The sequence below is a fragment of the Streptomyces sp. NBC_01803 genome, assembly GCF_035917415.1.
Classification (GTDB): domain Bacteria; phylum Actinomycetota; class Actinomycetes; order Streptomycetales; family Streptomycetaceae; genus Streptomyces.
Genome location: NZ_CP109073.1, coordinates 2,361,726 through 2,387,818, shown reverse-complemented (window position 1 = coordinate 2,387,818; position 26,093 = coordinate 2,361,726). Strand labels below are relative to the sequence as shown.

The 26,093-nt window shown below is 70.0% G+C and carries 26 protein-coding genes, 1 tRNA gene, 1 pseudogene and 1 riboswitch; of the genes and pseudogenes, 15 read left to right on the top strand and 13 right to left on the bottom strand.

Annotated elements, in window-relative coordinates:
* The first annotated feature begins 100 nt into the window (after positions 1 to 100).
* Positions 101 to 234: riboswitch (cyclic di-AMP (ydaO/yuaA leader) on the top strand.
* A 3-nt stretch (positions 235 to 237) separates the two neighbouring features.
* The 7 genes from OIE51_RS10320 (at position 238) to OIE51_RS10290 (ending at position 7,824) form a co-directional block, all read left to right on the top strand.
* Positions 238 to 915, top strand: a complete 678-nt coding sequence (locus tag OIE51_RS10320; protein WP_326597146.1) for a transglycosylase family protein — start codon at positions 238 to 240, stop codon at positions 913 to 915.
* Between the two features lie 228 nt (positions 916 to 1,143).
* Positions 1,144 to 2,424 carry a phosphopyruvate hydratase gene (gene eno, locus OIE51_RS10315; protein ID WP_326597145.1) on the top strand — a complete coding sequence of 427 codons (1,281 nt, stop codon included), beginning with the start codon at positions 1,144 to 1,146 and terminating at the stop codon, positions 2,422 to 2,424.
* Positions 2,425 to 2,557: 133 nt separating this feature from the next.
* A complete protein-coding gene (locus OIE51_RS10310) occupies positions 2,558 to 3,070 on the top strand; it encodes an FtsB family cell division protein (RefSeq protein WP_326597144.1) in 513 nt (170 codons plus the stop codon).
* 39 nt (positions 3,071 to 3,109) lie between these two features.
* A complete protein-coding gene (locus tag OIE51_RS10305) occupies positions 3,110 to 3,631 on the top strand; it encodes a DUF501 domain-containing protein (protein ID WP_326597143.1) in 522 nt (173 codons plus the stop codon).
* Positions 3,628 to 4,605 (top strand): Ppx/GppA phosphatase family protein, encoded by a 978-nt coding sequence (locus OIE51_RS10300; protein ID WP_326597141.1) that lies wholly within the window; start codon positions 3,628 to 3,630, stop codon positions 4,603 to 4,605. Before OIE51_RS10305 ends, OIE51_RS10300 begins: the two co-directional genes overlap by 4 nt.
* Positions 4,606 to 4,920: 315 nt before the next feature.
* Positions 4,921 to 6,312, top strand: a complete 1,392-nt coding sequence (locus tag OIE51_RS10295; RefSeq protein WP_326597139.1) for an NAD(P)/FAD-dependent oxidoreductase — start codon at positions 4,921 to 4,923, stop codon at positions 6,310 to 6,312.
* A 210-nt stretch (positions 6,313 to 6,522) separates the two neighbouring features.
* Entirely contained in the window at positions 6,523 to 7,824 is a 1,302-nt protein-coding gene (locus OIE51_RS10290) for a cyclopropane-fatty-acyl-phospholipid synthase family protein (RefSeq protein ID WP_326597138.1), read from the top strand.
* A gap of 3 nt (positions 7,825 to 7,827) precedes the next feature.
* Here the strand turns inward: OIE51_RS10290 and OIE51_RS10285 are convergent, their stop codons facing one another.
* Together OIE51_RS10285 and OIE51_RS10280 are read right to left on the bottom strand one after the other, a co-directional pair.
* Positions 7,828 to 10,368 (bottom strand): ABC transporter permease, encoded by a 2,541-nt coding sequence (locus OIE51_RS10285; RefSeq protein WP_326597137.1) that lies wholly within the window; start codon positions 10,366 to 10,368, stop codon positions 7,828 to 7,830.
* Positions 10,369 to 10,431: 63 nt separating this feature from the next.
* A complete protein-coding gene (locus tag OIE51_RS10280) occupies positions 10,432 to 11,193 on the bottom strand; it encodes an ABC transporter ATP-binding protein (protein WP_442811896.1) in 762 nt (253 codons plus the stop codon).
* Positions 11,194 to 11,575: 382 nt separating this feature from the next.
* On the opposite strand from OIE51_RS10280, the gene OIE51_RS10275 reads away from it, so the two are divergent.
* Both OIE51_RS10275 and OIE51_RS10270 read left to right on the top strand, forming a co-directional pair.
* A tRNA-Leu gene (locus OIE51_RS10275) sits at positions 11,576 to 11,657 on the top strand.
* A 646-nt stretch (positions 11,658 to 12,303) separates the two neighbouring features.
* On the top strand, positions 12,304 to 12,834 hold the full coding sequence (locus OIE51_RS10270; protein ID WP_326597134.1) for a hypothetical protein: 531 nt from the start codon (positions 12,304 to 12,306) through the stop codon (positions 12,832 to 12,834).
* Here OIE51_RS10270 and OIE51_RS10265 read toward each other — a convergent pair.
* On the bottom strand, positions 12,824 to 14,716 hold the full coding sequence (locus OIE51_RS10265; RefSeq protein WP_326597132.1) for a pentapeptide repeat-containing protein: 1,893 nt from the start codon (positions 14,714 to 14,716) through the stop codon (positions 12,824 to 12,826). The two genes, OIE51_RS10270 and OIE51_RS10265, sit on opposite strands and share 11 nt — an antisense overlap.
* A gap of 250 nt (positions 14,717 to 14,966) precedes the next feature.
* Here OIE51_RS10265 and OIE51_RS10260 point away from each other — a divergent pair, with 250 nt between their 5' ends.
* From OIE51_RS10260 to OIE51_RS10250, 3 genes are read left to right on the top strand one after another with little or no spacing between them, the layout of a single operon-like run.
* Positions 14,967 to 15,509: a hypothetical protein gene (locus tag OIE51_RS10260; protein ID WP_326597130.1), complete on the top strand. Its 543-nt coding sequence runs from the start codon at positions 14,967 to 14,969 to the stop codon at positions 15,507 to 15,509.
* A 40-nt stretch (positions 15,510 to 15,549) separates the two neighbouring features.
* Complete coding sequence (locus tag OIE51_RS10255) at positions 15,550 to 15,819, top strand: prevent-host-death protein (RefSeq protein ID WP_326597128.1); 270 nt, start codon at positions 15,550 to 15,552, stop codon at positions 15,817 to 15,819.
* The gene (locus OIE51_RS10250; protein ID WP_326597127.1) at positions 15,816 to 16,079 is read left to right on the top strand and encodes a type II toxin-antitoxin system RelE family toxin; all 264 of its coding nucleotides are present in this window, start codon (positions 15,816 to 15,818) and stop codon (positions 16,077 to 16,079) included. Before OIE51_RS10255 ends, OIE51_RS10250 begins: the two co-directional genes overlap by 4 nt.
* Before the next feature lie 451 nt (positions 16,080 to 16,530).
* On the opposite strand, the gene OIE51_RS10245 is transcribed toward OIE51_RS10250, so the two are convergent.
* From OIE51_RS10245 to OIE51_RS10230, 4 genes are all read right to left on the bottom strand, one after another.
* Positions 16,531 to 16,872, bottom strand: a complete 342-nt coding sequence (locus OIE51_RS10245; RefSeq protein WP_326597126.1) for a hypothetical protein — start codon at positions 16,870 to 16,872, stop codon at positions 16,531 to 16,533.
* 139 nt (positions 16,873 to 17,011) lie between these two features.
* Positions 17,012 to 17,500, bottom strand: coding sequence for a hypothetical protein (locus OIE51_RS10240; protein ID WP_326597125.1), 489 nt, complete (start codon positions 17,498 to 17,500; stop codon positions 17,012 to 17,014).
* Complete coding sequence (locus OIE51_RS10235; protein ID WP_326597123.1) at positions 17,491 to 18,081, bottom strand: hypothetical protein; 591 nt, start codon at positions 18,079 to 18,081, stop codon at positions 17,491 to 17,493. The genes OIE51_RS10240 and OIE51_RS10235 overlap by 10 nt, the downstream gene beginning before the upstream one ends.
* A 212-nt stretch (positions 18,082 to 18,293) precedes the next feature.
* A complete protein-coding gene (locus OIE51_RS10230) occupies positions 18,294 to 18,629 on the bottom strand; it encodes a hypothetical protein (protein ID WP_326597121.1) in 336 nt (111 codons plus the stop codon).
* Between OIE51_RS10230 and OIE51_RS10225 the strand changes: the two are divergent.
* Positions 18,602 to 18,962, top strand: a pseudogene (locus OIE51_RS10225) (transposase family protein); the annotation flags it as partial. The gene OIE51_RS10230 and the pseudogene OIE51_RS10225 overlap by 28 nt on opposite strands.
* A gap of 191 nt (positions 18,963 to 19,153) precedes the next feature.
* Here the strand turns inward: OIE51_RS10225 and OIE51_RS10220 are convergent.
* The gene (locus OIE51_RS10220; RefSeq protein ID WP_326597119.1) at positions 19,154 to 19,480 is read right to left on the bottom strand and encodes a hypothetical protein; all 327 of its coding nucleotides are present in this window, start codon (positions 19,478 to 19,480) and stop codon (positions 19,154 to 19,156) included.
* A gap of 16 nt (positions 19,481 to 19,496) precedes the next feature.
* Complete coding sequence (locus OIE51_RS10215) at positions 19,497 to 20,009, bottom strand: hypothetical protein (protein ID WP_326597117.1); 513 nt, start codon at positions 20,007 to 20,009, stop codon at positions 19,497 to 19,499.
* A gap of 121 nt (positions 20,010 to 20,130) precedes the next feature.
* Between OIE51_RS10215 and OIE51_RS10210 the strand changes: the two genes are divergently transcribed.
* On the top strand, positions 20,131 to 21,555 hold the full coding sequence (locus OIE51_RS10210; RefSeq protein ID WP_326597115.1) for a recombinase family protein: 1,425 nt from the start codon (positions 20,131 to 20,133) through the stop codon (positions 21,553 to 21,555).
* Between the two features lie 1,092 nt (positions 21,556 to 22,647).
* Here the strand turns inward: OIE51_RS10210 and OIE51_RS10205 are convergent.
* Genes OIE51_RS10205 through OIE51_RS10195 form a run of 3 tightly spaced genes read right to left on the bottom strand, consistent with a single transcriptional unit; the run spans position 22,648 to position 23,868 of the window.
* Positions 22,648 to 23,109 carry a DUF7848 domain-containing protein gene (locus tag OIE51_RS10205; protein WP_326597114.1) on the bottom strand — a complete coding sequence of 154 codons (462 nt, stop codon included), beginning with the start codon at positions 23,107 to 23,109 and terminating at the stop codon, positions 22,648 to 22,650.
* Positions 23,106 to 23,465: a hypothetical protein gene (locus tag OIE51_RS10200; RefSeq protein ID WP_326597113.1), complete on the bottom strand. Its 360-nt coding sequence runs from the start codon at positions 23,463 to 23,465 to the stop codon at positions 23,106 to 23,108. The genes OIE51_RS10205 and OIE51_RS10200 overlap by 4 nt, the downstream gene beginning before the upstream one ends.
* Complete coding sequence (locus tag OIE51_RS10195; protein ID WP_326597111.1) at positions 23,458 to 23,868, bottom strand: hypothetical protein; 411 nt, start codon at positions 23,866 to 23,868, stop codon at positions 23,458 to 23,460. The genes OIE51_RS10200 and OIE51_RS10195 overlap by 8 nt, the downstream gene beginning before the upstream one ends.
* Positions 23,869 to 24,042: 174 nt before the next feature.
* Here OIE51_RS10195 and OIE51_RS10190 point away from each other — a divergent pair, with 174 nt between their 5' ends.
* Positions 24,043 to 24,804: a helix-turn-helix domain-containing protein gene (locus tag OIE51_RS10190; protein WP_326597110.1), complete on the top strand. Its 762-nt coding sequence runs from the start codon at positions 24,043 to 24,045 to the stop codon at positions 24,802 to 24,804.
* Here the strand turns inward: OIE51_RS10190 and OIE51_RS10185 are convergent.
* Complete coding sequence (locus tag OIE51_RS10185; protein WP_326597108.1) at positions 24,754 to 25,956, bottom strand: WXG100 family type VII secretion target; 1,203 nt, start codon at positions 25,954 to 25,956, stop codon at positions 24,754 to 24,756. The two genes, OIE51_RS10190 and OIE51_RS10185, sit on opposite strands and share 51 nt — an antisense overlap.
* Between the last annotated feature and the right edge of the window lie 137 nt (positions 25,957 to 26,093).

The window sequence follows — 26,093 nt, the reverse complement described above, 5'->3', positions numbered from 1 at the left end:
GAACGCCGAATCCTGCCGCCGGCCTCGGGGACCACCATCGCGCACCACCGCAGGCAGGAGCGGGGGACCCAGGCCGCGACCCGGTAGCCGACACCGGGGCGCGGATGCCGCGCCGGACCGCACTCCCGGCAACGGCTTGGGGTGAAGCCCCGGACGCCGCAAGGCGCCAGGGGCCGGGCAACTCACCAGACCCGAACCCGACAGCTCACCTCGCAGGCGTCGGTGAGAAGGATCGTCATGCTGTTCACAGGCAAGGGCCGTCATCGTCGTCCGTCCAGACCGACCCGCTTCGCCGCCGCGGCCACCGTCACCGGCGCCGCCGCGGTCGCGCTTCCGCTGCTGAGCGCCACCGGCGCCGGCGCCGCCTCCGTCGACACCTGGGACACCGTCGCCCAATGCGAGTCCGGCGGCGACTGGGCCATCAACACCAACAACGGCTATTACGGCGGCCTGCAGTTCTCCCAGTCGAGCTGGGAAGCGGCCGGCGGTTCGCAGTACGCCTCCCGCGCCGACCTGGCCTCCAAGGACCAGCAGATCGCCGCCGCCGAGGTGCTTCTCTCGATGCAGGGCCCCGGCGCCTGGCCGGTCTGCGGCCCGCAGGCGGGTCTGTCCGCCGGCGGCCCGGCCGCCGAGGTGAACCCCGGTGGCGCCGCCCCGGAGCCGGCTCCCGAGCCCGCGCCCGAGCCGCAGCCCGCGGAGGAGATCCCGGCCGAGCCGCAGGCCGCCCCGGCCCGCGAGGAGGAGGTGCCCGCCGACGACAGCAACGGCGGGACCTACACCGTCAAGCGCGGTGACACCCTCTCGGAGATCGCCGAGGAGCACGACACCACCTGGCAGCAGCTCTGGGCCGACAACGCCGATGTGGTCGGGGACAACCCCGACCTGATCCACCCCGGTCAGGAGCTCGGCGTCTGATCCGCCCCGGCCCACGCCGGTGAACCGGAACCCGGTGCGGGGCGACGCCCCCGCACCGGGTTTTCTTCTCCCGTTGAACAAAAAGGTGGCCCCCGCTCTGAGCTGGGCTTTCAGAGGGGTATCGAGTGCTTAGGGCGAGCTGGCGACCAGTGCGGCCTCCCGGGGCGGCTACGCTCAGAGGGCTGAAGACGCCACTGATGACATCCACTCGGACCTAAGGAGAACCTCGTGCCGTCTATCGACGTCGTCGTAGCCCGCGAGATCCTTGACTCGCGAGGCAACCCCACGGTCGAGGTCGAGGTTGGCCTCGACGACGGCAGCACGGGTCGTGCCGCCGTTCCCTCCGGGGCCTCCACCGGGGCCTTCGAGGCGCTGGAGCTGCGCGACGGGGATCAGAGCCGCTACCTGGGCAAGGGCGTGGAGAAGGCCGTCCTCGCCGTCATCGAGCAGATCGGCCCCGAGCTGGTGGGTTACGACGCCACCGAGCAGCGGCTGATCGACCAGGCGATGTTCGACCTGGACGCCACCGCCGACAAGTCCTCGCTCGGCGCCAACGCCATCCTCGGCGTCTCCCTCGCCGTGGCGCACGCCGCCTCCGAATCCCGCGACCTCCCCCTCTTCCGCTACCTCGGCGGGCCCAACGCGCACCTGCTCCCGGTGCCGATGATGAACATCCTGAACGGCGGCGCGCACGCCGACTCGAACGTGGACATCCAGGAGTTCATGATCGCCCCCATCGGCGCGGAGTCCTTCTCCGAGGCCGTCCGCTGGGGTGCCGAGACCTACCACACGCTCAAGAAGGTGCTGAAGGAGCGCGGCCTGGGCACCGGCCTGGGCGACGAGGGCGGCTTCGCGCCGAGCCTCGGCTCCAACCGCGAGGCCCTCGACCTGATCGTCGAGGCCATCCAGAAGGCCGGGTACACCCCGGGTCAGGACATCGCCCTCGCCCTGGACGTGGCCGCCACCGAGTTCTACTCGGACGGCGTCTACACCTTCGAGGGCAAGTCCCGCACCGCCGCCGAGCAGACGGCGTACTACGCCGAGCTGGTCGAGGCGTACCCGCTGGTGTCCATCGAGGACCCGCTGAGCGAGGAGGACTGGGAGGGCTGGCAGGCCCTCACCGCCGAGCTCGGCGGGAAGGTACAGATCGTCGGCGACGACCTCTTCGTCACCAACCCCGAGCGGCTCCAGCGCGGCATCGACGCGGGTGCGGCCAACGCGCTGCTGGTGAAGGTCAACCAGATCGGCTCGCTGACCGAGACCCTGGACGCCGTGGAGCTGGCCCAGCGCAACGGTCTCAAGTGCATGATGTCCCACCGCTCCGGCGAGACGGAGGACGTCACCATCGCGGACCTGGCCGTCGCCACCAACTGCGGTCAGATCAAGACCGGCGCCCCCGCCCGTTCCGAGCGGGTCGCCAAGTACAACCAGCTGATGCGGATCGAGGAGATCCTCGACGACGCGGCTGTCTACGCCGGGCGCAGCGCGTTCCCGCGCTTCCGCGGCTGAGACTCCCGGGGGGCGGACCGGCGGGACCTCCCGTCCTGTCCGTCCCGTCCGCCCGCCCTACGCCCGTCCCCGCCCTCCGTCCCGTACGGTGGCGGGGCACGGGTACGGCGAACTGGGGTGTGAGGGAGGCGACGTGGCCGCGGAGCGGGACCGGTTCTCCACCGCCACCAGACTCAGGGCACTGGGCGAGCAGGCCGCCGCGCGGGTCTACCGCGCGCAGAGCCGTCGGCTGCGCCGCCCGCCGCGCCGCAGCCGCCTCACCGGCCGGGCCGCGATCCTGGCACTCGTGCTGTGCTCCCTGATCGTCGCGCTCGCCTATCCGCTGCGGCAGTACATCCAGCAGCGCACCGAGATCGCCGACCTGCGGCGGCAGGCCCAGGAGGAGCGGCAGCGGGTCGAAGACCTGCGGGACGCCAAGGCCCGCTGGCAGGACCCGGCGTATGTCGAACAACAGGCGCGCGAGCGGTTGCAGTACGTGCGGCCCGGCGAGATCGGGTTTCTCCTCCCGGAGGCCGGTGACGGCGACGGCGAGGCCGGCGGGGACGAGGAGGACGACGAGCGCCTGCGCACCCGTGGTGCCCCCGCCCCCCGCCCCTGGTACGACAATCTGTGGGACGGCGTCGACAAGGCCGACCGGCCGAGCTGACGCCGCGACGTCCCCCAGTTCCCGGACAGAAAGCCACTCGTGGAAACCCCAACCCCGACGGACGCCGCCGCGATCGAGGAGCAGCTCGGCCGGCCGCCGCGCGGTCTGCGCGCGGTCGCGCACCGCTGCCCCTGCGGCAGCCCGGACGTCGTGGAGACGGCGCCCCGTCTGCCGGACGGCACGCCGTTCCCCACCACCTACTACCTGACCTGTCCGCGCGCGGCCTCCGCCATCGGCACCCTGGAGGCCGAGGGCGTCATGAAGGACATGACGGTCCGGCTGGCCGAGGACCCGGAGCTGGCCGCCGCGTACCGGACCGCCCACGAGGACTACCTCGCGCGCCGCGACGCCATCGAGGTGCTGCCCGGCTTCCCCAGCGCGGGCGGGATGCCCGACCGGGTCAAGTGCCTGCACGTGCTGGTCGCCCACTCCCTGGCCGCCGGGCCCGGGGTCAATCCGCTGGGCGACGAGGCGCTGGCCCTGCTGCCCGAGTGGTGGCGCAAGGGCCCGTGTGTCCAGGTCCGTTCCGGCGCGTCCGGTGAAGGAGACGACGAGACATGACGGCAGCCGCCGCGATCGACTGCGGCACCAACTCCATCCGCCTGCTGATCGCCGACGCCGATCCGGCGACCGGGCGGCTGACCGACCTGGACCGGCGGATGGAGATCGTCCGCCTGGGCCAGGGCGTGGACCGCACCGGCCGACTGGCCCCCGAGGCGCTGGACCGCACCTTCGCCGCCTGCCGCCGGTACGCCGCGGCGATGGCGGAGCACGGCGTCACACCGGAGCGGACCCGGTTCGTCGCCACCTCCGCCTCGCGCGACGCGGAGAACCGCGACGACTTCACGCGCGGCGTGCGGGACATCCTGGGCATCACGCCCGAGGTGATCAGCGGCGACGAGGAGGCCGCGCTCTCCTTCACCGGCGCGACCGGGGAGCTGACCGGGCGGCCGGGGATAACGCCGCCGTACCTGGTGCTCGACATCGGTGGCGGCTCCACGGAGTTCGTGCTCGGCGACGACGCGGTGCGAGCTGCCCGCAGCGTCGATATCGGCTGCGTGCGGCTGACCGAGCGGCACCTGCTGCGCGACGGGGCCATCACCGACCCGCCGACGCCGGCGCAGATCGCCGCGATGAGCGCCGACATCGACGCCGCGCTCGCGCTGGCGGCGGAGCGGGTGCCGCTGGACGCCACGCACACCCTCGTCGGGCTGGCCGGCTCGGTGACCACGCTCGCCGCGATCGCCCTGGACCTGCCCGACTACGACTCGGCCGCGATCCACCACTCCCGTCTCACGACCGAGCGCGTCCGGGAGATCACCACCCGCCTGCTCGCCGCCACCCACGCCGAGCGCGCCGCGATCCCGGTGATGCACCCGGGCCGGGTGGACGTGATCGGCGCGGGCGCGCTGGTGCTGCTGAAGGTCCTCGAACGCACCGGCGCGCGGGAGGTCGTGGTCAGTGAACACGACATCCTGGACGGCATCCTGTGGAGCGTCGTGACCCCTGAACGGGGGCCGCGAACAAGTTCGTGAAGTTTTTCACATGGGGTTCCCCGAAATAGTCCCGACCTGGGGCGGGAAGGGCCGGGCAGCGCCGCCCGGCAGGCCCTTCGCGGCCGGATCCGGGGGGTTCCGGGCGGTGTGCGCGGCGCCGCTCGACTGTTCGGGGGAGGCGGTCACGGGGTGGATCACCCCGGCGACCAGCGCTGATCTCTCCACGTGCCCGGCGGCGCGGTGCGGAGACGCTTACGCGCGAGTAACAAAGGGGCGTAGTGTAGCAGAACCCACCGTTCTGCTTGTGAAGCCCCTCACGAGCACCCCCCTCCAGCCGGGTGGATACTCAATGGCATGAGCACCACGGAGCGTCCCCGCATTCTCGTCGTTGGTGGCGGGTACGTCGGTTTGTACGCAGCCCGCCGCATCCTGAAGAAGATGCGTTACAGCGAGGCGACCGTCACCGTCGTTGACCCGCGTTCGTACATGACCTACCAGCCGTTCCTCCCGGAGGCGGCGGCCGGAAGCATCTCCCCCCGACATGTCGTGGTGCCGCTGCGCCGCGTGCTGCCGGGCGCCGAGGTCCTCACCGGCCGGGTCACCTCCATCGATCAGGACCGCAGGGTCGCCTCCGTGTCGCCGCTCGTCGGCCAGCCGTACGAGGTGCCTTTCGACTACCTGGTCGTGGCCCTCGGCGCGGTGTCCCGCACCTTCCCCGTCCCGGGCCTGGCCGAGCAGGGCATCGGCATGAAGGGTGTCGAGGAGGCGATCGGGCTGCGGAACCACGTGCTGGAGCAGTTCGACAAGGCCGACTCCACCACGGACGAGAGCCTCCGCCGCAAGGCCCTCACGTTTGTCTTCGTGGGCGGCGGCTTCGCGGGCGCCGAGACCATCGGCGAGATCGAGGACCTGGCCCGCGACGCGGCCAGGTACTACCCGAGCATCAAGCGTGAGGACATGCGTTTCCTCCTCGTCGACGTCGCGGACAAGATCCTCCCCGAGGTCGGTCCCAAGCTCGGCGAGTGGGGCCTCGAGCACCTGAGGAAGCGCGGCATCGAGGTCCACCTCGGGACGTCGCTGACCTCCTGCGTCGACGGTCACGTGGTGCTGAGCAACGGCGTCGAGGCCGACTCCCACACCATCGTGTGGACGGCGGGCGTCAAGCCCAACCCGGCGCTGGCCCGTTACGGTCTGCCGCTCGGTCCGCGCGGTCACGTGGACACCGAGCCCACGCTCCAGGTCAAGGGCACCGACTACATCTGGTCGGCCGGCGACAACGCCCAGGTCCCCGACCTGGCCGCCCGCGCGGCGGGCCAGGAGAACGCCTGGTGCCCGCCCAACGCCCAGCACGCGCTGCGCCAGGCCAAGTTGCTCGGCGACAACGTGATCTCCGGGATGCGCGGCTTCCCGCAGCACGAGTACAAGCACGCCAGCATGGGCGCGGTGGCCGGCCTCGGCCTGCGCAAGGGCGTGGCCCTGATCAAGCTCGGCAAGCTGACCCTCCGCTTCCGCGGCCGGTTCGGCTGGTATCTGCACCGCGGCTACCACGGCATGGCGGTGCCGACCTGGAACCGCAAGATCCGCGTCTTCGCGGACTGGGCGCTGGGCATGTTCCTGAAGCGCGAGGTCGTATCCCTCGGCGCGATGGAGCACCCGCGCGAGGAGTTCTACGAGGCGGCGGCGCCCGTCACCGCGGCGGCCGAGGCCAAGCGGCGGCAGGACGAGCCGGCGGCCAGGGCGAGCTGACGACGGCACGGAATCCCACGGGAATCCCACGGGAGTTCCTCAGGCGGTCCCGGAAGGGGCGGGCGGCGAGAGCCGAACCCGCCCCTTTTCCGTTCCACTACGCCCGGCGGCGGAATCGACGGCAGGGTGAGGGCGTTTTACGACACCTAGGTGCCAAGGTTGTCCTCTGGCGCCTGTCCCGACTTGTAGAGATTCCTGGAGATGTGTCCCATGGCCGTCGCCCCCCGTCTCACCGCTCTCGCCGGACAGTTCCTCGGAACGCCTTTCCCGCTGCGCCTGCGTGCTTGGGACGGCAGCGAGGCGGGGCCGCCCGCCGAGCCCGTCCTCGTGCTGCGGCACCCGCGAGCGCTGCGCCGCATCCTGTTCCGGCCGGGCGAGCTCGGGATGGCCAGGGCCTGGGTGGCCGGGGAGCTCGATGTCGAGGGCGACCTGTACCGGGCGCTGGAGGGGATGGCGGTCCTGCTGCACGGGCGGCGTCCCCCGATGGCCGGCCGGGCGCGGCTGGCGGCGGTCCGCGAGATGCTCGCGCTGGCCGGCCGGCCGCTGCCCGTTCCCCTGCCGCCGCCCCGCGAGGAGATCCGCCGCCGCGGCGGGCCGACGCACTCGCCGCGCCGCGACCGGCAGGCCATCAGCCACCACTACGACGTGGGCAACGACTTCTACGAGCTGGTCCTCGGCCCCTCGATGGTCTACTCGTGTGCCGTGTGGGACGAGGACACCATGAGCCTGGAGGAGGCGCAGGCCGCCAAGCTCGACCTGATCTGCCGCAAGCTCGCGCTGCGCGAGGGCGACCGCCTGCTCGACGTCGGCTGCGGCTGGGGATCGCTGGTACTGCACGCCGCCCAGCACTACGGGGTGCGGGCCGTGGGCATCACCCTCTCCGCTGAGCAGGCCGCCTACGCCCGCGAGCGGGTGGCCAAGGAGGACCTCGGCGACCGGGTGGAGATCCGGGTCCAGGACTACCGGGAGACGGCCGACGGCCCGTTCGACGCCGTCTCGTCCATCGGCATGGCCGAGCACGTCGGCGCCGTCCGCTACCGGGAGTACGCCGACCGGCTGTTCGGCCTGCTGCGCCCGGGCGGGCGGCTGCTCAACCACCAGATCGCGCGCCGCCCGCTGCCGGACGAATCGGCCTACCGCGCCGACCCGTTCATCGACGCCTATGTCTTCCCCGACGGCGAGCTGGCACCGCTGGGCCGGACCGTCTCCCTGCTGGAGGACGCGGGCTTCGAGGTCCGCGACGTCGAGTCGCTGCGCGAGCACTACGCCCTGACGCTGCGCCGCTGGGTGCGGAACCTGGAGGCCGACTGGGCGGACGCGGTCCGGCTCACCAGCCCGGGGCGGGCCCGGATCTGGCGCCTTTACATGGCGGCCTCCGCCCTCTCCTTCGAGCACGGCCGCATCGGCGTCAACCAGATCCTGGCCACCCGCCCCACCCCGGACGGCGACTCCCCCCTCCCGCTGCGCCCCCGCGCCTGGACGGAACGCGGGGGCGGCCGGCGCGCGAGCTGACGGTCAGTCCGCCTTGATCGCCGCCAGCATGTTGAGCCTGGCGGCGCGGCGGGCCGGCCAGAGGGCGGCGAGGACGCCGACCAGGGCGGCCAGGCCCAGGAAGATGACCATCCGGGTCCAGGGCACGACCAGCTCGAAGGACGGGATGCTCGAACCGAGCATCTCCCCGACCGCCCAGCCGAAGAACGTGCCCAGGCCGACGCCCAGCACGCCGCCGAACAGCGCGATCACCACGGACTCCAGCCGCACCATCCGCTTCGTCGACCTCCGCTCCAGGCCGATCGCCCGCAGCATGCCGATCTCCTGGCGGCGCTCGAACACCGACATCGCCAGGGTGTTGATGACGCCGAGGACGGCCACGATCACCGCCATCGCCAGTAGCCCGTAGACCATGTTCAGCAGCAGCGTGAAGAAGTAGGCGATGTCCTCGGAGATGTCGTCCTTGTCCTGCACCTGGATCGCCGGGTTGTCGCCCAGCAGCCGCTCCAGGCGCTCCTTCGTCGCGTCGCTCGCCCCATCCGCCGTGCGCAGCATGACCTGCACGTCCTCGACGCGCTCCATGTGCGGGTCGAGCGTGGCGCTGTCGATCATGATGCCGCTGATCATGAGGTTGCCCTCGTAGAGGCCGGACACGGTCAGCTCGCCGGTCTCGCCGTCCTCGAAGGTGACCGGGAACGTGGACCCCAGCCGCCAGCCGTGGTCCTCGGCGGTGTCGGTGTCCATCACCGCGTTCCCGCCGCTGAGGCCGTCGAAGGAGCCCTCGGTGAAGTCGAGGTCGGTCAGCTCGCCGATCGTCGCGCCGTTGACGCCCGTCAGGTCGACCGCGTCCGGGTCGTCCGCGACCAGCGCGGGGGACATCCGCAGCCCGGTGATCGCGGTGACCTCGGGCTGCTCGGACAGCGTCCGCTCGACTTCGGGGGAGAGCGGCCCGAAGTTGGCCAGCGACACCACGTAGTCCGAACGCAGCGACTCGGTGGCCATGTTGTCGATGGTCTTGGCCATCGAGTCGGCTATCACCGTGATGCCGGTGATCAGGGTCAGCCCGATCATCAGCGCCGAGGCGGTGGCGGCGGTGCGGCGCGGGTTGCGGACCGCGTTGAGCCTGGCGAGCCGGCCGGAGACGCCGAACAGGCGCAGCAGCGGGCTCGCCGCGGCGATGACCGGGCGGGACAGCAGCGGGGTGAGCACGAAGACGCCGATGACCAGCAGCCCGGCGCCGAGCCCCATGGTGGCGCCCTGGTCGTCGGTGCCGGTGCCGGCCACGACGAGGACGGCGCCCGCGGCGGCGAAGAGCGCTCCGATGGAGTTCCGCACGAGCATGCCGCGGGCGGTGGGGGCGGCGTGCATGCTGCTCATGGCCGCGACGGGCGGGATCTTCGCCCCCCGGCGGGCGGGCAGATAGGCGGCGAGCGTCGTCACCACGACGCCGACGAGCAGCGACGACACCACGGCCGGGGCCGAGATGATCAGTGGGCCGTCCGGGATGGTGAGGTCGAACGAGGTCATCAGCCCGCGCAGGCCCACCGCGATTCCGATGCCCGCCGCGAAGCCGGCGAGGCCCGCGACCGTGCCGACGGCCAGCGCCTCGACGAGCACCGACCGCGTCACCTGGGCGCGGCTGGCGCCGACCGCCCGCATCAACGCCAGCTCGCGGGTGCGCTGCGCGACGAGCATGGTGAACGTGTTGGCGATGATGAAGATGCCGACGAACAGGGCTATCCCGGCGAAGGCGAGCAGCGCGGTGCGCAGGCCGCTGGTGGCCTGCTCGATCTGGTCGGCCTGGTCCTCGGCGAGCTGCTCACCGGTGATGGCCTCGGCGTCGGCGGGCAGCAGCGGGGTGACGGCGTCCCGCAGCTCCCGCTGGGTGGTGCCGGACGCGGCCTCCAGCGTGATCTGCGTGTACTCGCCGGGCGCCGTGTACAGCTCCTGCGCGGTGGCCGTGTCGAACAGCAGCAGCGAGCCGCCCGCCGCCACCGCGCCGTCGTCGGTGGTGAAGACGCCGGTGATGGTCTCCTCGCGGACCGGGCCGTCCACCGAGACCCGGGCGGTGTCGCCCACCTCGTAGTCCGCGCGGTCGGCGGTCTTGGCGTCCACGGCGATCTCGCCGGCCCGCTCGGGGGCGCGGCCTTCGGTCATCGGGTACCGCTCGGCGTCGCCGTCGCTCTCCGCGTAGTAGTTGGCGCCGCTGGTGTCCCAGCCCGCGCCGACCAGGTCGCCGTCCTTGTCGGCCAGCGCGGCGAAGCCGGAGACCCGGCCGGTGGCCGTGGCGACGCCGGGCAGGACGGCGACCTGGTCCAGCAGCTCCTGGCGCAGGTCGGCGGCGTCGCCGGGGGCCGCCTCGGCGGCCTCGCTGTCGTCGTCCGGCTGGACGGCCAGGTCCACGTCGGTCAGGCCCTCCTCCGAGCTGTTCCGGAAGGCGTCGGAGAGGGTGGAGGTGAAGACGAGGGTGCCGGACACGAAGGCGACGCCGAGCAGCACGGCCAGGGTGGTCATCATCAGCCTGGCCTTGTGCGCGAGCACGTTGCGCAGGGCGGTTTTGAGCATGGCGGATCCAGACGGTGGGGGTGGGCGGAACGGAGGCGGGAGAAGTGGCGGCGATCGTGCGGACTAGCTCGTACGCCCGCCGACGTCGAACCGCTTCATGTGCTCCAGCACGCGCTCGGCGGTCGGCTCCGGCATGTCGTCCACGACGCGGCCGTCGGCGAGGAAGACGACGCGGTCGGCATAGGAGGCGGCGACCGGATCGTGGGTGACCATCACGACGGTCTGGCCCAGCTCGCGCACCGAGTTGCGCAGGAAGCCGAGGATCTCGGCGCCGGCCCGGGAGTCGAGATTGCCCGTGGGCTCGTCGCCGAAGATGATGTCGGGCCGCCCGGCGAGCGCTCGCGCGACGGCGACCCGCTGCTGCTGACCGCCGGAGAGCTCGGCGGGCCGGTGCTTGAGGCGGTCGGCGAGACCCACGGTCGAGATCACCGTGTCCAGCCACTCGGCGTCGGGCTTGCGGCCGGCTATGTCCATGGGCAGCCGGATGTTTTCGATGGCGCTGAGCGTGGGCAGCAGGTTGAACGCCTGGAAGATGAAGCCGATCCGGTCCCGGCGCAGCTTCGTCAGCTTCTTGTCGCTCAGGCCGGTCAGCTCGGTGTCGCCGATGCGCGCCGAGCCGCCGGAGACGGAGTCGAGACCGGCCATGCAGTGCATCAGCGTGGACTTGCCCGATCCCGAGGGGCCCATGATCGCCGTGAACTCGGACTGCCGGAACTCGACCGAGACCTGGTCGAGCGCGACGACCCGTGTCTCGCCCTCTCCATACACCTTGGTCAGGTCCGTGGCCTTGGCGGCGAATGTGGTGGAGGGGGCGGAGAGGGACACCGGTGAGCTCCTTTTTGTCGGGACGGTGAAGTACGTTCCCATCCTCAGCCAGCGTCCCGTCGCGGGGGATCCCTCCAGGTGCGGGTTCCGGGGAGTTCTTCAGGGGTACGGGTGGATGCCGCCCGTCATACCTGAGGATGAGGTCACCCCTGAGTGCCCGTGAGGCTGCGGAGGGTTGATTTGCGTCATTCCTCGGCCACGCCCCCGCGGCGGCCCGCCGCATGAAGCGGCCCGTGACAGGGCAGTAGCCACCTGATGAGTCGTCAGCGGCTCATAAAATCAGACAACGTCGGCTTGGGGTACCGCTGTTCGGCCGAATCGGCCGGATAAGCTCGTGAGTCGACACGGCGCGCCTGTGCGCCCGGCACGGCTTGGGATCTGTGCCCGGATGGTGGAAAGCAGACACGGCGAGCTTAAAACTCGCTGGCCTTCGGGCCGTGCCGGTTCAAGTCCGGCTCCGGGCACCCGAACCCCCAAGCCCCTGACCAGCGGCTTTGGTCGTTCTGAGGCGGCCCCTGGCCCGCTCGTGGGAGCAAAACGGGAGCAGATCTGCGCTAGCTTGCACACATGGCGTACGTAACCACGCTTAGAGACCAAAAGGGGCATGTCACTAGCTATCGGGTGAAGTGGCGTCTCGGAGGCGGCAGCGGCCCGGAGCATCCGCAGCAGGTGGAACGGTTCGACCCCGACGACGAGGGCAAGCGGGCCGCCGACCTCTTCTGTGAGGCGGTCAACGCTGCCGGGCAACAGTGGCCGCCCGGCTGGGTCAAGGGGCGCGGGCTCATCGAACCCGGACGCCGGCACCGACGGGCAGTACATCTTCCGGAACTTCGCGACCACGGCCATCAAGCATCGCACTGGCATCTCGGCGCAGTACCGGCACGACTGTCTGCGCGACCTCGCGCGGTACCTCCTGCCGACGTTCGCGAACTGCGACCTGAGCCGGCGCTGGGCCGAGACGAACGGCGATGCTGGCGCAGAGCCGTTCGACGACGTAGGAGGGCGGCGCCCTCCGTACAGCTCGACTGTCCACTCCAGCAGTTCGACGAGGACACGGTCCGGCAGCCGCAACCCCGCGTCGACGACCGTCGCGCCCTCCAGGTCGGCGGCGTGACGGTGCGCGAACTCGGGGTCCCCGAAGGTGGCTACGATTTCCCCGCCCAGAGCGACATTCCAGCGCGCGAACCGCTCGGCGGACTCCGGCAGCATGAGCTGTGCCAGGAACACACGGAGCGCCCCGACGGTTTGCCGCAGCCGGTCCGGATCTACGTTGGCGAGGTCGTCCACCTCAACGCCCAGGCCGCGCTGGGTCTCCTTCAACCGCTCATAGGCATCCAGAAACTCGTCGCCCATGACTTCGGGTTGGAACAACAGCTCAACGTTGTCACCGATCTCGGCGACGTGCGGCTCGGTACGGATCGCGAACGTTTTCCTCACGGGCGTGCCCTTGTCTCCCGCGCTTCGCCCGGCCCACAACCAGCGGCGTACCGGCAGGGTATCGGTGGCCAACGATCAGCAGCACCAAGGCACAGGACGGCGCCAAGAGCCTCAGTCGTCGAGGCGGTGGCCCGGAAGCCGATTGGTTCCGCGCGCCGGTTGGCGCGCGGTGGTAGTCGGTGGGCGGGCTGGGTCAGCGTTTGACGCGGGCACGGATGGCGAGGACTGCCAGGCCGAGGAGGACGGGTTCGACTAGGCGGGAGGTCATCTCCACGTACGTGCCTGCGGTGGTGAGGTCTTGGCCGCTGCTGCGGAAGACGGTGCTGTTGATCACCGTCCGCAGGGATTTCTCGAATCGATCGGTGCTGAGCCGCTGGTGGAGCGGGCCGATGGGGTTGACCGGGGCAGGTGTGTCGGTGGTCAAGGCGAGGCGTTGACCGGCCTCGACCTGGCGGCCGGTGGTCGTCGGCTTGGGGTCGTCGGCGGGGAGGCCCCACAGCATCATCACCGCCACAGTGACCGTCATGGCTGCACCCAGCCAGGCCAGGGCGCGCGAGGCGCGCAGGCCATAGCCGGAGACGGCCCAGTACAGGTGAAGCAGAAGACGTTCGGGCAGCGGAGTGCTGCCGTCGGGGTCGCGGTCATGGCGGCGCATCTCCATCTCGCCGTAGTAGAAGTCGGCGGCCCCGGGTTCGTTCTTCCCGTCCTCCAGCGCCTTGCGCAACTGCCGGTACAGCGCGGCGATCGACTCCGGCCCCGGGGTGCGTTGCAGGTCCGGGTGGTGTTCCCCGCTGCGCCACAGCCGGTCCGAGGACAAGCCGACGTTGGCACTCTGGCCGGAGACGGCCGCACGCCAGTGGTGCTCCTCGGCCAGGGTGCGGCGCCGCGACCAGCGCGCCGGCCACAGTCCCCGGCGGTGCCAGCCGACCGGCGGGCGGGCAAAACGGACTCGGCCGTCCAGTCGGAGCTGATCCAGATGCACCGCGCCGGCGAAATGGCACCCGGACAGGTCCACATCGGTCAGCGCCAAGTGCGCCGCGTCCACCCCGCTCAGCGAAGCGATCCGCACCCCCGGGTCTCTCCCCAGCAGCAGGTCCTCCGAGATCTCTTCAGTGCCTCGGCTGTTACTCGGGGGCGCGGGCTCGGCGGCCAGGGTTAGCGGGTACTCCAGCACCGCCCCGGCGAGGTCGACTTCCGCGTAGCGCAGCCGCAACGCCGCGGTGGACTCCCACCGTGTCCGCCGCAGCGACACATGACTTACGGCGATCTCCACCGTCACCGGCGCCCCGAACACCGCACCGTCCAAATTTACCGTCCCCCTGCACACCACCGGCCCAACCCGCTGAGCCACCTCAAACCGCGCTTGCCTGAACCGGGCGTCGCCGGAGAAAATCACCCCCCCGAACCCGGCGACGCCGGGGAAAATCACCCCCTCGAACCCGGCGCCGCCGGAGAAAGTCGCCCCCTCGAACCCGGCGCCGCCGGAGAAAGTCGCCCCCTCGAACCGGGCGTCGCCGGAGAAAATCACCCCCCCGAACCCGGCGTCGCCGGAGAAAGTCGCTGCCAAAAAAACGGCGCCGCCGGAGAAAATCACCTGCAAAAACGGGGCGCCGCCGGAGAAAGTCGCCCCATCGAACCGGGCGTCGCCGGAGAAAGTCACTGCCAAAAACCCGGCGCCGCCGGAGAAAATCACCCTATTGAACCAAGCGTCGCCGGAGAAAGTCACTACCGCAAACCCGGCGCCGCTGGAGAAAGTCGCCCCCTCGAACCGGGCGTCGCCGGAGAAAATCACCCCCTCGAACCCGGCAACGCCGGAGAAAGTCGCCCCATCGAACCGGGCGTCGCCGGAGAAAGTCACCTCCACAAACTCGGCGTCGCCCAAGAAAGTCGCCCCCTCGAACTTGCTGACACCGAGGTGGGGTCGGCCGGTGGCGGGGTCGCGAACCGCAGTAAGTAACTGGTCAAGGAGGTGGTCGGTGAAGGGCGTGCTGCGGTGGTCGATCTCGGCGCCCGGAGTGAGGCCGCCCAGGTAGGCGATACGGTCGGGCTCGTCCAGGTGGGCCAGGCAGGCGGTGTGGCCGGGCACGCGGACGCCTCGGCAGCCGATGAGATCGTCTGCGGTAGCCCCGTCGCCGCAGGGCGGCCACGGCGGCGGCGTGATCGGGAGGCCAGGGGTCGGGGAGGTCATGCCTCAAGGACGACTGAGCACCGGCCCGAGTTGCCCCGGGCGGCTCAGCGGTCGCGAGGACTCCCCTGCATGCTGCTGAAGGCCCCCGGCTGCTCGGGCCAGCAGCGTTGACCTACGCAAGAGCTGGGCGCCAGTGGTAGAAGGGCGCATGGACCTGATCTCCACCAACGTTGCCACCTCCGGGATGAGAGCGGCCAGCAGCGCGGCCCGGGTTCTCGCCAGCCGCTACCGACCCGTGGGCGTTCCCCGGATAGGCAGTAAGGAGGACCGGGCGGAGGCATACCGGCTGATGCTGGACGCCTCCACCCGGGCCTGGCAGACCGCCTACTTCGTGGCCGCGATGCGGACCCAGGGGCGGGCCGCCGAGCGGTTCGCCGTGGCCCGGCTTCCCCAGGCGTTCGACGCAGCCACGGAGCTGGTCTGCGCGCTCGGCCGCGTCCGGCTATGCGGCACAGTCCCGGTGATCCACGCGGCCGAGGAACTCGTCAAGGCGACCAGCGACCTCGACATGAACGCCCGCGGTGCCGCGTTCCAGGAGAAGTCCGACGTCGTCGTGGCCCGCCATCAGGCATTCGTGGACGCGTGCCGTGCCGACCTCGCGTACCGCGCCCGGAAGTGGTGGTGGCCCAGAAAGTCCAAGGAGCGCCAGAACAGGCGGCAACCCGCCCCGGAAGTGGCCGGATCACGGTGATCACCTGTGGTGGTCGACACATGACGTTACGGTGACCGCCATGGTCGAAGATTCTGATCTGCCGGACCGCCTGGAAGAGGCGGACCTGCCGGCTGTGCTGGGCCTGGTATTGACGCGCGCGGCGGAGGGTGGGGCGACGGTGATCCTCCGGGACGGGCAGCCGATCGCCGCAGTCATGTCCATGAACGACTTCGAGGCCGCGGAGGCGGAAGTCGACAGGCGGTTCGAGGCGCGGACCTACCCGCCCGACGACGGGACGCGGTACTCGCTGGAGGAACTGCTCGCCGAGCACGCCGAGGACGGCGAGTGAGTTACAAGGTCGAGATGACGTCCGGCGCCCGCCGCGATCTGAAGCGGCTGGACAAAAAGGCCCAGGGACAGATCCTCAACGCCATCGACGCGCTGGGCCGCGACCCCTTCGGCGCTGGCAACGACGTCAAGAAGATGGCCGGCACCTCCTCGACCTACCGGCTGCGCGTGGGGAACTTCCGCGTGATCTACGAGCTGAGCCAGCGGCACGTGAAGATCACAGTCATCGAGGTCGCGCACCGCCGCGAGGCATACCGCTGACCGAACCCCCGCTCAGCCTCAGCACAGTCCCGCTCTACGAACCGTCCCGCCCCGCCCCCGCGCGGAGCCCTGAACCCGGAGAGACGCCGTGAGACGGCACGATTCGAACCGGCCCTACCGCCGGGGACGGGCACCGATCCTCACCGGCATGAGGACTTCGAGGCGCCCTCCGACTTCTCCGGCCCGACGGACCGTCCGGTGGACTACCCGTTGCTGGGCCGACTGGTCGGCACGGCCTTCGACGGGTGCACCTCGTGCCAGGACCCGCTGCTCACGCTGCTGGTCGAGGATTCCGGAGCGGCTTCCCGGGGCGAGGAGAGTAGTTCGGCGAGAGCGGCAGTGCAGGTGGCCCGAGAGAGTGCGCACCGCGGTGAAGGGGACGGCGCGGGCGAGGAGGGGTGGGTGGGTGGCGCCGGCACCGGGCTATGGGCGCGGGAGGCGGTGACGGCCGCTACCGGCCGAGGCGCAGGGCCCGCGTCAGGAAGGGGTTGGGCCGGGTACCGGGATGGCGGACGTAGGCGGCGAAGACCGTGCGCCCGCCGACTTCAAACCGCAACGCCTGGCGCCGCCGGGGGCGGATGACGTGCGGTCGAGTGCCGTCCAGCACGTAGCGGGTCGCCGGGTGGTCGCAGACGATGATGCCGGTCAGGCCGGTAGGCCCTTCCTCCACCCGCCACGAGACGAAGGCGCCCATCCGGCCCGGAGCCTCGGCCTCGGCGATCCGCGCGGTGCGCTGCGTCCGCTCCCCCAGCCGACGGGCCGCGGCGCCGTTGCGCAGACGCAGAGCCCTCACGATCCGACCGGGGTCGATCCGTACCTCGACGCTCAAGGCGACCCCCAGGGACAGCGCCCGCCCCCGGGCAGGGCCACGGTCACGCGCTGCTCCAGACCGACACAGCCGCCGTCCGGGCCGACCGTGCGCTGCGCACCCATCACGAACCGGCGACCTCGCCGCCGGTTCGGCGCCGTGCCCGGCAGACAACACAACTGCGCGTTGTAGACCGGACCATGTCGATGTGGAGGACCTGCGCCGCCACCGACAGGTCGGTGCAGGAAGGCGGGCAGCCCTGTTCGGTGACCGTCGGGGTGCACCGCAGCAGCGTGACAACCATCTCCAGCGCGGTGATCGGCGGCGACATACAGCCGCGTTCGCCCTGCACGATCCGCGCCTCCGCAGGGAACTCGGCGTCCGTCGAGGCGTAGATCCGCGCCACCGACACCGTGAGCTGGCCGCCAGCCGCCTCGTCGCTGCACGGGTCGTCGCAGGTGTCCCACGCCGGCAGTCCGGGCACGACGCAGGCCCGGCAGGACGGGCAGCCAGGCTGGCCGGGGATCTCGACCGCGGTACGGTCCAGCGCGACGCACACGCAGCCCAGCACAGCTTCGGCCAGATCGTGAATCGCCAGCGGGGTCAGGGCCATTGCTGCACTCTCGGCCGCCGGAAATCCGGTGAGTAGACGCGGCTCGGGCTGGTCAGCCGGTACGGGTTCACCATCGCCAGCCACATGTCTGCCATGGGAAGCCCGGTGCGGCCCTCGCTGTAGATCAGCGTCGGGTCGGGCAACTCCATCTCCACGCCCTGGCGTACGAGACGGGTCAGGTTCCCGTTCGCCTTGCAGCCGCACGACGAGCCCGGCGAGCAGCCGCGCAACAGGTGACACGTCAGCTCGGACACGGCGGCGATGGCCGCCTCGTCGAGCGGCAGCCCCCACCGGTACGTCACCCCGAACGTCACCGGCTCGCTGGTCGGCGCTGTCATGTCCTGGCAGTCCGGCCAGCACTCGCCGTCGGTGCGCACCAACCAGCCCGGCACGTCGACCCGGTACTGCTCGGGCAGAAGAGTCTCGCCGTCAACCAGGACCTCCACGACGTCGTACACCGGGCGTGGCAGGGAGACCTCACACAGCTCGCCACACGAGCAGTCGCTCGCGCAGCCGCACACCGAGGCGTTTCGCCACGCCCCGTCAACGCCGATGTACGGGACCCACGGCCCGTTGGTCACCGGCCTGGAAGCTGACCACCGTGGACTCCAGGCAGGAGCGGCGGCACGGCCGCACGGTCACCGGGCACGGGCCCCAGCGGCGCCCGGACAGCCCCCATAGGGTGATCGACGCGACAAGCGTCCACCGTTCGACGTCGGCCGGTTCCACCCCTCGGGAACCTCGCAGCACAGCGAGGTGGGCCACGCCTCGCACGGCCCGAGCTGTAGTGGCATCAGCGCCTCCCGGGCAGCTCGTAGCGGCACGGCTCCGGGAACGACTTCCGGATGAACGCCCCGACATGCCCGTTGGCGAACGAGTCGGGCATCGTCGACAAGAACGGCGAGTCGATCGGGAACCTCGGCGCGCGGTGCAGAACTTGCACGTCCTCGATCCGTTCCCCACCCAGGCCCGAGAGGACGCCGTAGGGGCTGAGATCCTGGATGCGGCGGTAGACGGCTTCCTCGGCCAGGGGATCGAGGGCGGAGGTCGGCTCGTCGCAGATCGGGACCGGCGCGTTGCAGCCTCCGGCCGGGAGGTGCCCCCACCGGCCGGCTGCTGTGGGCCTCACCCGCGCTGGCGCGGAGCGGTCCACGACATCCGCGCCGTCCGCACCCACCGCATCATCGAGGCGCTGGCCAGCGTGAACCTCCGTGCTGGGCCGACAAGGCTTGTCGCGGAGCCGGCGGTACCGTCCGCGTGCCCTACTGGGGGCGGTGGGAAAGGCTTGTCAGCCGGACAGCAAGCCCACAACCGCTCCCACGCGAAGATCCGCGCACTGGGAGAACAAGCCGTCGCCACGCCGAAGTCCTGGCACCTCCTGCTGAAGCTGCGGTGCAGCACGCCCCGCATCACCGAGCTGATCAAAGCCGTCCTCACCCTCCACCTGATGACGACAGCCTGAGGCTGGAAAGAGTCAATATCTGATATGGGTCCGGGGCGGGGATAAATCCGTAAGTTCCTGGCGGCTTGCTCCACTCCGCTGACGCGCATGCGCCACACCGGCCACGCACTGAGCTGGTCGAAATAGCGACGGCGACACCAGGGCACCGCCCAATGCGGTCACTACCGCCGCCGCAGGCTGTCCTCGACCTCTCAGCCGTAGTACTTCGTGATTTTCGTGGGCGCCGCGTCTTCTTTGAGCCATGCGCGCCGAATATTGCCAGAAACCAGCGCGAACTCCTCCCAGCTCATCTCTGCACTCTCGTCTGCGGCTCCGTCCGCAGAGGGCTGCATCTCACCGTCCCGGAGGGAAAGCCGCAAGCCACCCGAAGGGTCACCTGTCGAATTTGCCGAGACGATAAACCCGTCGTCCGTATCAAGAACCATGAAGGCGAACCTCTCCCCGCCGTCCATGATAATTCGGTAAAGGTGGGCGTCTTCGGTGCTGCTGAGCAACTGAGCGTGGAACGACATCATCATCGCTAGGGCCTCCTCTTCATCGGCGCCGCTGGAACCCGGTCCCCTCGCGGGAGGGGGCCTCCCCATCCCAAGCGAGACCAGCGTCAATGGTCGCCGCGTGGGCTTCAGCATAGCTGGGGTTGCCTGTATCTCGCATATAGTTCGATTCGTACAATTCGTGCCTCAGTAAGGTGATGTCCTCGGGGTGCGGGTTTCCTTCTCGGAGGCGAAGCCACGCCTCGGCCATTCTGGGATTGGACTCAAACCTGGCCATTTCCGCCGGGATGCCATAGTCGACGTAGCTGTCCAATAGATGTTCCTCTTCGAATACGTGCGATTTGATTTGCGCTATCTCGTCACGCGTGAAACCGTACTCTGCCGCATGGGTGGCGATATCATCCACGTCGTCCGTCGAACGGATGGAGTCGTATGCCTCGTCGGCCCATGCTTCGTCGAAGTCATCCGCGTTACGCGGGGGACGGATTTCACCTCCGGTCTGCCGCCCCGGCACGAACGCGTCGTCGGCACCTCGGCGGAGGGCGTTGGCCATATCCCCGAGCCCGCCCCTCGCGAGTCCTCGGAGTCCTGCCGCGAGGCCGCCCAAGGTGGTCAGCCCCTTGGTGCCCGGAATGCAGTCGAGGGCTGCCTATCTGCGGCCGTACAGTATTTATATGAGGGAAATTCAGAATGAAGAAGCCGCGATTTACTGCCGCATCTCGAAGGCCGACGACGAAGACCAGACAGGCGTGGACAGGCAGGAAGAACTCTGCCGCGAAGTCGCGCAAAGGCTTGGTTTGCGCGTGGTGGACGTGTTCAAGGACAACAATCGTTCCGCGTGGCAGCGGAACCGTAAGCGACCGCGTTGGGAAAAGCTCCTCGCCGACATGGCAGAGGGCAAATACCGGCACGTGATCGTCTATCACCCCGACCGGCTGATGAGGCAGCCGCGCGACCTTGAGGAGCTGCTGTCCGTCGCGGACAACCAGCACATCACGCTGCACGGCCAGGCCAACCGCAGGGATCTGTCAGACCCCGATGACCGGTTCATCCTGCGTATCGAGGTGGCCCACGCCTGCCGTTCCTCAGACGACACCTCCCGCCGCGTGAAGGACGCCTACGCCGAGCGCCGCAGGGAGGGAAAGCCCCACACGGGAAGGCGCCAGTACGGATACACCCCCGACGGAATGACCATCATGGAGCACGAGGCGGAGATCATCCGGGATATCTTCCGCCTGTATCTCGACGGGAAGACCGCCACGGCGATATCCCGCATCCTGCACGAGCGGGGCGAGGTCACCGCCGAGGGGAAAGACTGGCAGCCATCGACCGTGCGCAACATGCTGGATTCCCGCCGTCTCGCGGGCATCATCAGCAAGCCCGGTGAACCCATCCGCATGGGAACGTGGCCGCCCGTCGTGGATATCGGCGTGTGGCAGGAAGCCCAGGAAAGGCGCGCCCACCGGGGACGGCAGGAAAAGCAGCGCTGCACCCGGAAGTACTTCTACACCCTGCGCGGAATCGTCACGTGCACCTGTGGTTCCCGCATGGGCGGCAGCAGCAGCACCCGCGACACGCACATCTACCGATGCGCCCGCTCGCACCGCAACGGCACCCAGCGCTGCCCGGTCACCGTGTCGGCCGAAGCGCTCGAACGGCTCATGCGCGATCTGGCGATCAGGGTTCTTGAAGGTCTGGACGTCTCCGGCCGCCCGATGTCCGTCACGCCCGTATCCAGGCTGGACGCCGACGCCGACGCGGCCGATCAGCAGCAGCTCACCGAGCTTGACGAGATGTGGACCGCCAAGGAGATCAGCACCCCGGAGTACCGGGCGATGCGCCGCACGATCAGCGACCGCATCAAGGCCCGCCAGCGCGTGACGATCACCCGCCCCGTCGTCGTCCTGGACGGCATCACCGGCCCCAACGCCCGCGCCGCATGGCAGGCCCTTGAAGACGCCGGAGACCACGAGCGGATCAACGCGATCTTCCAGCACCTGTACGCCGCCGTGATCATCAAGCCGCGCACCCGCATGGGCCGGGGACTTGACCTGAGGCGGATCGAGGTGGAACCGAACAACCTGCATCTCGCCGCCTGACTAACCGTCCGGACCACGGCCGAGGAGCCGCGCGAGCTGTTCCGCGCTCCTCGGTCCCAGGCGCTTCACGAACCGCGCCGCCTGCCAGTCCAGCCACTCATCCCGCGTCTGCGGAACAGGCTCCGCGCCCTCTTGATCGTCTTGCTGCTGTTGCTCATCCATGGCCGGGGCGCCCCGCCCGCCCACCCGCACACGGGTCCGCTCCGCTTACCGCCGCCCCGGATCTGCACCCTTCAGTTCGAGCCGCCCGCATGGTGGAGCCCTCGCAGAACCCGAAGACGCAGACATCACCGCTCCTCTCCGCACCCCGGACCCGGCCGGGAACCACGACCACGAACCGTCACGGCCGGCACGCCCCCACCATCACCGTCCGCAACCACAGCCACCAGCCCCCACGTCCGGGCGGACCACCACCCGCACAACGGCCAACTACCACAATGCGCCGCCATAACCGGCCAAACAACCGAATTCCCGAGCAGCCACCCCACACCAGCCCACCAGCCCGCCGGGCCATCGCTCAGCCGATCCGCCTTGTGTCCGCTCACCGCGCCAGGCCCTCACCGCCACCGGCCACCCCGCTCCACACCCGGCACGCAACCCGTCGAAGCCCAGGGCGGTCCAAAGTTTCTTTACTTACTCAAGGGCGCGTCCACCGACGCGCCGGGCGGCCCCCGTGCCGCCCTCGGCCGGGCATGCGGACCTTCGGCCGTTCCCGGCCGAGCGGCCCCGGGCCACCCCACACCAGACGCGCCCACCCCGCAGAACCCCAGACCGGCCACCCACGACGATCCAGCCGGACCAACCGCCACGGCCGACCCACACCCGGGCCACGCTCCCGCTCCCCGCCGACACGCCCCGCTCAACCCCGCGCCCCGACACACGCAAAGAGGCCCCGTCCATCCGGCGAGAGGAATGAAGCCCGGATGGACGGAGCCATGATGGTGTCCTCACCGCGCAACGCGCGGCACCCCAGTTAAGGGGCGGACCGGGGCGGGAGCACCCAAGCGCGTCCGCTCAGGCTGTGACACGTCTGCCACTACTCGGGGCTTGTCCGGTCGGGAACACCACCAGCCCGTGCGGCCAGAGGGGCCGTCAAGAACCTCTGTTCGGCCGCGCGGGAGTCGAGGAAACAGGCGACCGGCCACGGCCCGCGTCGGCACCGGCCGTCAGCCCCGGCAGCAACCGCGCCGACACCGCCACCACCCAGCCGACCGCCAACCGCACCACCCGCACCAGCAGCCCCCGCACACCCCCACGCGGCCGGGCATGAGCCCGAGGCGGGCGCTCGCCAGCAGGACGCCCCGCATCACCAGCCGGGACCACCGGGTCAACCCGCCAGTGCCGCTGCGACGTCACCAGGAACTGACCGTGATCTAACCCAAGCCGCAGCGCGTGATCCAGCGCCCACATCCCCACCGGCTTCTGATCGTTGTCCACCAGCGGCGAGGCTTCACCACACCACAGACACTCGGCACCATAGATGCCATCCGGCGCACCCTCCGCCCGCTCAGCACTCAGCACCCACTCAGCACCCCGGATCACCGCATGGCTCACGACAGCTCACCATCCGCAAGCCGCCCGCCCCGACTCTCCGCCACCCGCAACACAGTGCACAGGCACCGAGCGAGCTGCTTCGCCGCAAACCGCAGATCCTCCGCCGACGCCGCCGGATCATCCAGCTTCGGCCGGAAGTAACCCAGCACCTCGGCACCCGCCGCAAGCTGGACGGCCTCCGTCTGGTCGGCCAAAGACGCCAGCTCCCCGCCCTCACCCTCGGGTGAGAGATAGCAGGGACCGCCGTCCTCACCCGGCCACGGCAACAACCGCGCTCGGTTCGTCATGTCCCGTAGCTGTCCGAGGTGCGGACATGACTGCTGTTCAAAGCTGTCAGATGGCTGCATATCAGCCATGCCGCACTCCCGGCATGCCGATCACGGTCAGGGCGGAGCGCAGCGGCTCGGGATCGGTCAGGCAGTCGCCCACCGGGGCAAGCAGCCAGCGCGGCAGCGGCGCCGCCGTACTGTTCGCGGGCGGAACAGCGATGTGGCTGCCGATGCCCAGCACGGCCATGGCGGGAAGGTTCCAGTCGTCACCCAAGCCCGGCCCGATGAGCCAGAACCAGTTCACCGGCCCCTGAATCACAGGACCGGAAGCCCGGTTGAGCCGGGCCAGGACGAACGGCCCGTTCCGCTGCGGCACCCGCACCGCATCGAACCACTTCCCGCACGGCACCGCCTGCGTACCCTCCTCAGCCGAGGGCAGCCACTCGGGTGGCTCTGCGGCTGCGTGGTCCTTGCCGTTACTGTGATCCATGTCGGCGCTCCTTGTGGCGTTGGCCATTCCCCGGGCCGTCCCACCGGCTGCGGGGTCCACTTAGCGTGGCGGCTCGACTGCGGTAAGCGCGACGTCGTTCAAGGCGTCATTCCGGCGACATCAATGACGTCATTCCGGTGACATTTCTCCCACTAGGCGTCTACTGTGCCTTCCATGAGCGCAACACCCAACTCCTCACTCAGGGCCGTCCGCATGGGCCTGCTCATGAGTCAAGACGACTTCGCCAAGGCACTACGCGAGGCAGGCATCCCCGGAGCCTCCAAGCGCCTCGTGCAACGCTGGGAAGCGGGGACGACGTGCAACCCCCGCCCGGTCCACGCCCGCGCGCTGGAGCAAGTGACCGGTATCCCCATCGAAGCCCTCGGCTTCACAACCCCCGTCCCACTGGCCCGGGTAACCGACGACGAACACGGAGGACACGACGTCGAGACATCACCAGACGGCATCCCCGCCGCCACGCCACCAACCCCGGTAGCACAGCCCTCCGCCGCACCGCGCACCCACACCAACTACTCCGGCATCTGGCTCTCTCGCTACGAATACTTCAGCTCCGGACGCGACGAGAAGCACACCGGATTGCACCACGTGGTGATCCTCCAGCACGGCGACAAACTGACGGTCCGCAGCCTTCCCGGCTCCTCCGACTCCTCCCTGACGATCGACCTGCAAGTCGACGGCAAGGTCGCGACCGGCACTTGGTCAGAGCAGACCGCCACCGACGGCTACTACCAGGGCGCCCGCTACCACGGCGCCATACAGCTCGTGATTGAGCTGACCGATCGGAGGATGTCCGGCAAGTGGGTCGGCTTCGGCAAGGAATTCGACATCAACACCGGACCGTGGGAACTCGTCTTCCAGGACGCTTCAACTTCCAAGGTGGCGATGCAGAAGTACAACCGACCTCCCGCGGACTGACTCCTCCCGACACAACAAGCAGGAACGGAAAGGGCGTGCCGGGGCGGGCGGCCTCCGAGACTTTAGGCAGCCACCGGGGGGCGAGCCTCGAAGAGCGGGGGGCCCATCGGGCACAACACCGGGCAGGCCAAGGCTGCCCGATCCGCTGGCAAGCGTACGGCCCCCCGCTCTCTCGCCCCCCGGCAGCTCCCGCCCAAAGTCTCTCCGGCCACCCGCGTGACCACGCGCACGCCGATCCACCACACGGCCGCACCCCCTCTGACCAGCAGCGGAATCACTGTACGAAGAGGCATTGACAGCGGCGAAGGCGACGTCGAGGAGGGTGGCTTGTCCTCTGGCGTATTTGACGAGGGTGTCGGCCAGGACGATGAGGGCTGCGGCGAGGACGACCCAGGCGAGGGGGCCGCCGATGATCATCACGACGACGCCCAGGACGGCGACGACCAGCTTGCAGACCTCGACGATGGTGTCCCAGTTGTCGCGGACCCAGTCGATCGCCTGCTCCCACCAGCGCCGGTTGTGAATGCCGGCATCGGAGGCCGCGTCGATGTCACGGGCGCACTCCCGCGCGGCATCTTCGCGCATCTCCTGTGCCTGCCGGGCCAGTTCCTGCGCGGCCGACAGGGCCTCCTCCGCTGCGGACACCCGGTCCTGCGCCGCAGTGACAGCCGCCTGAGCGGCCTGATGGTCCCGTACCGCGCTACGGACATCCGACTCCGAGGGCGGCTCGGGCGTGCTCTCGCGCCGGGCCTGGTCCTGAAGCCGCTCGGCCTCGTCTCCCGCGCGGGACACCCAATCCTCGCCGTCGATCAACTGTGCCTGCGCGGCCCGCAGATCCGTCTGCGCGGCGATCGCCTGCTCCAGTGCCCGGTCGGCCAGGGCCTGGGCGTTCTCCAGCGTCGGCCAGTACCGTGCCAGTGCCTCGGCGGCCATATCGTAGGAGGTTTGAAATTTGGTCAGGTTTTCCGATACGCCGTCGAATTCGGTACGGAACGCATCTGCGGTCAGTCCGGCCCAGTCCAGTACTGCCCGGTCCGAGGCCATTCCCCGGATCTTCCCCAGCGCCTCACCGACATCGTCGGCGAACTCCTGTAACTCGTCCGCCAGTTCGCGAACTTCTTCCGGACGTCCAGGCGTCGGGTCCGCGTCCATGTCGACCGGCGACCAGTCGGAAGCACGCGCCACCTTCGCCCCCCGGCGTGATCAACTGACTACTCATCCGGGATAATACTCCTCCAGCGACGCGGAGAAGATGGTCGACAACTCGGTCGCCGCTGAGGTTCAACTGC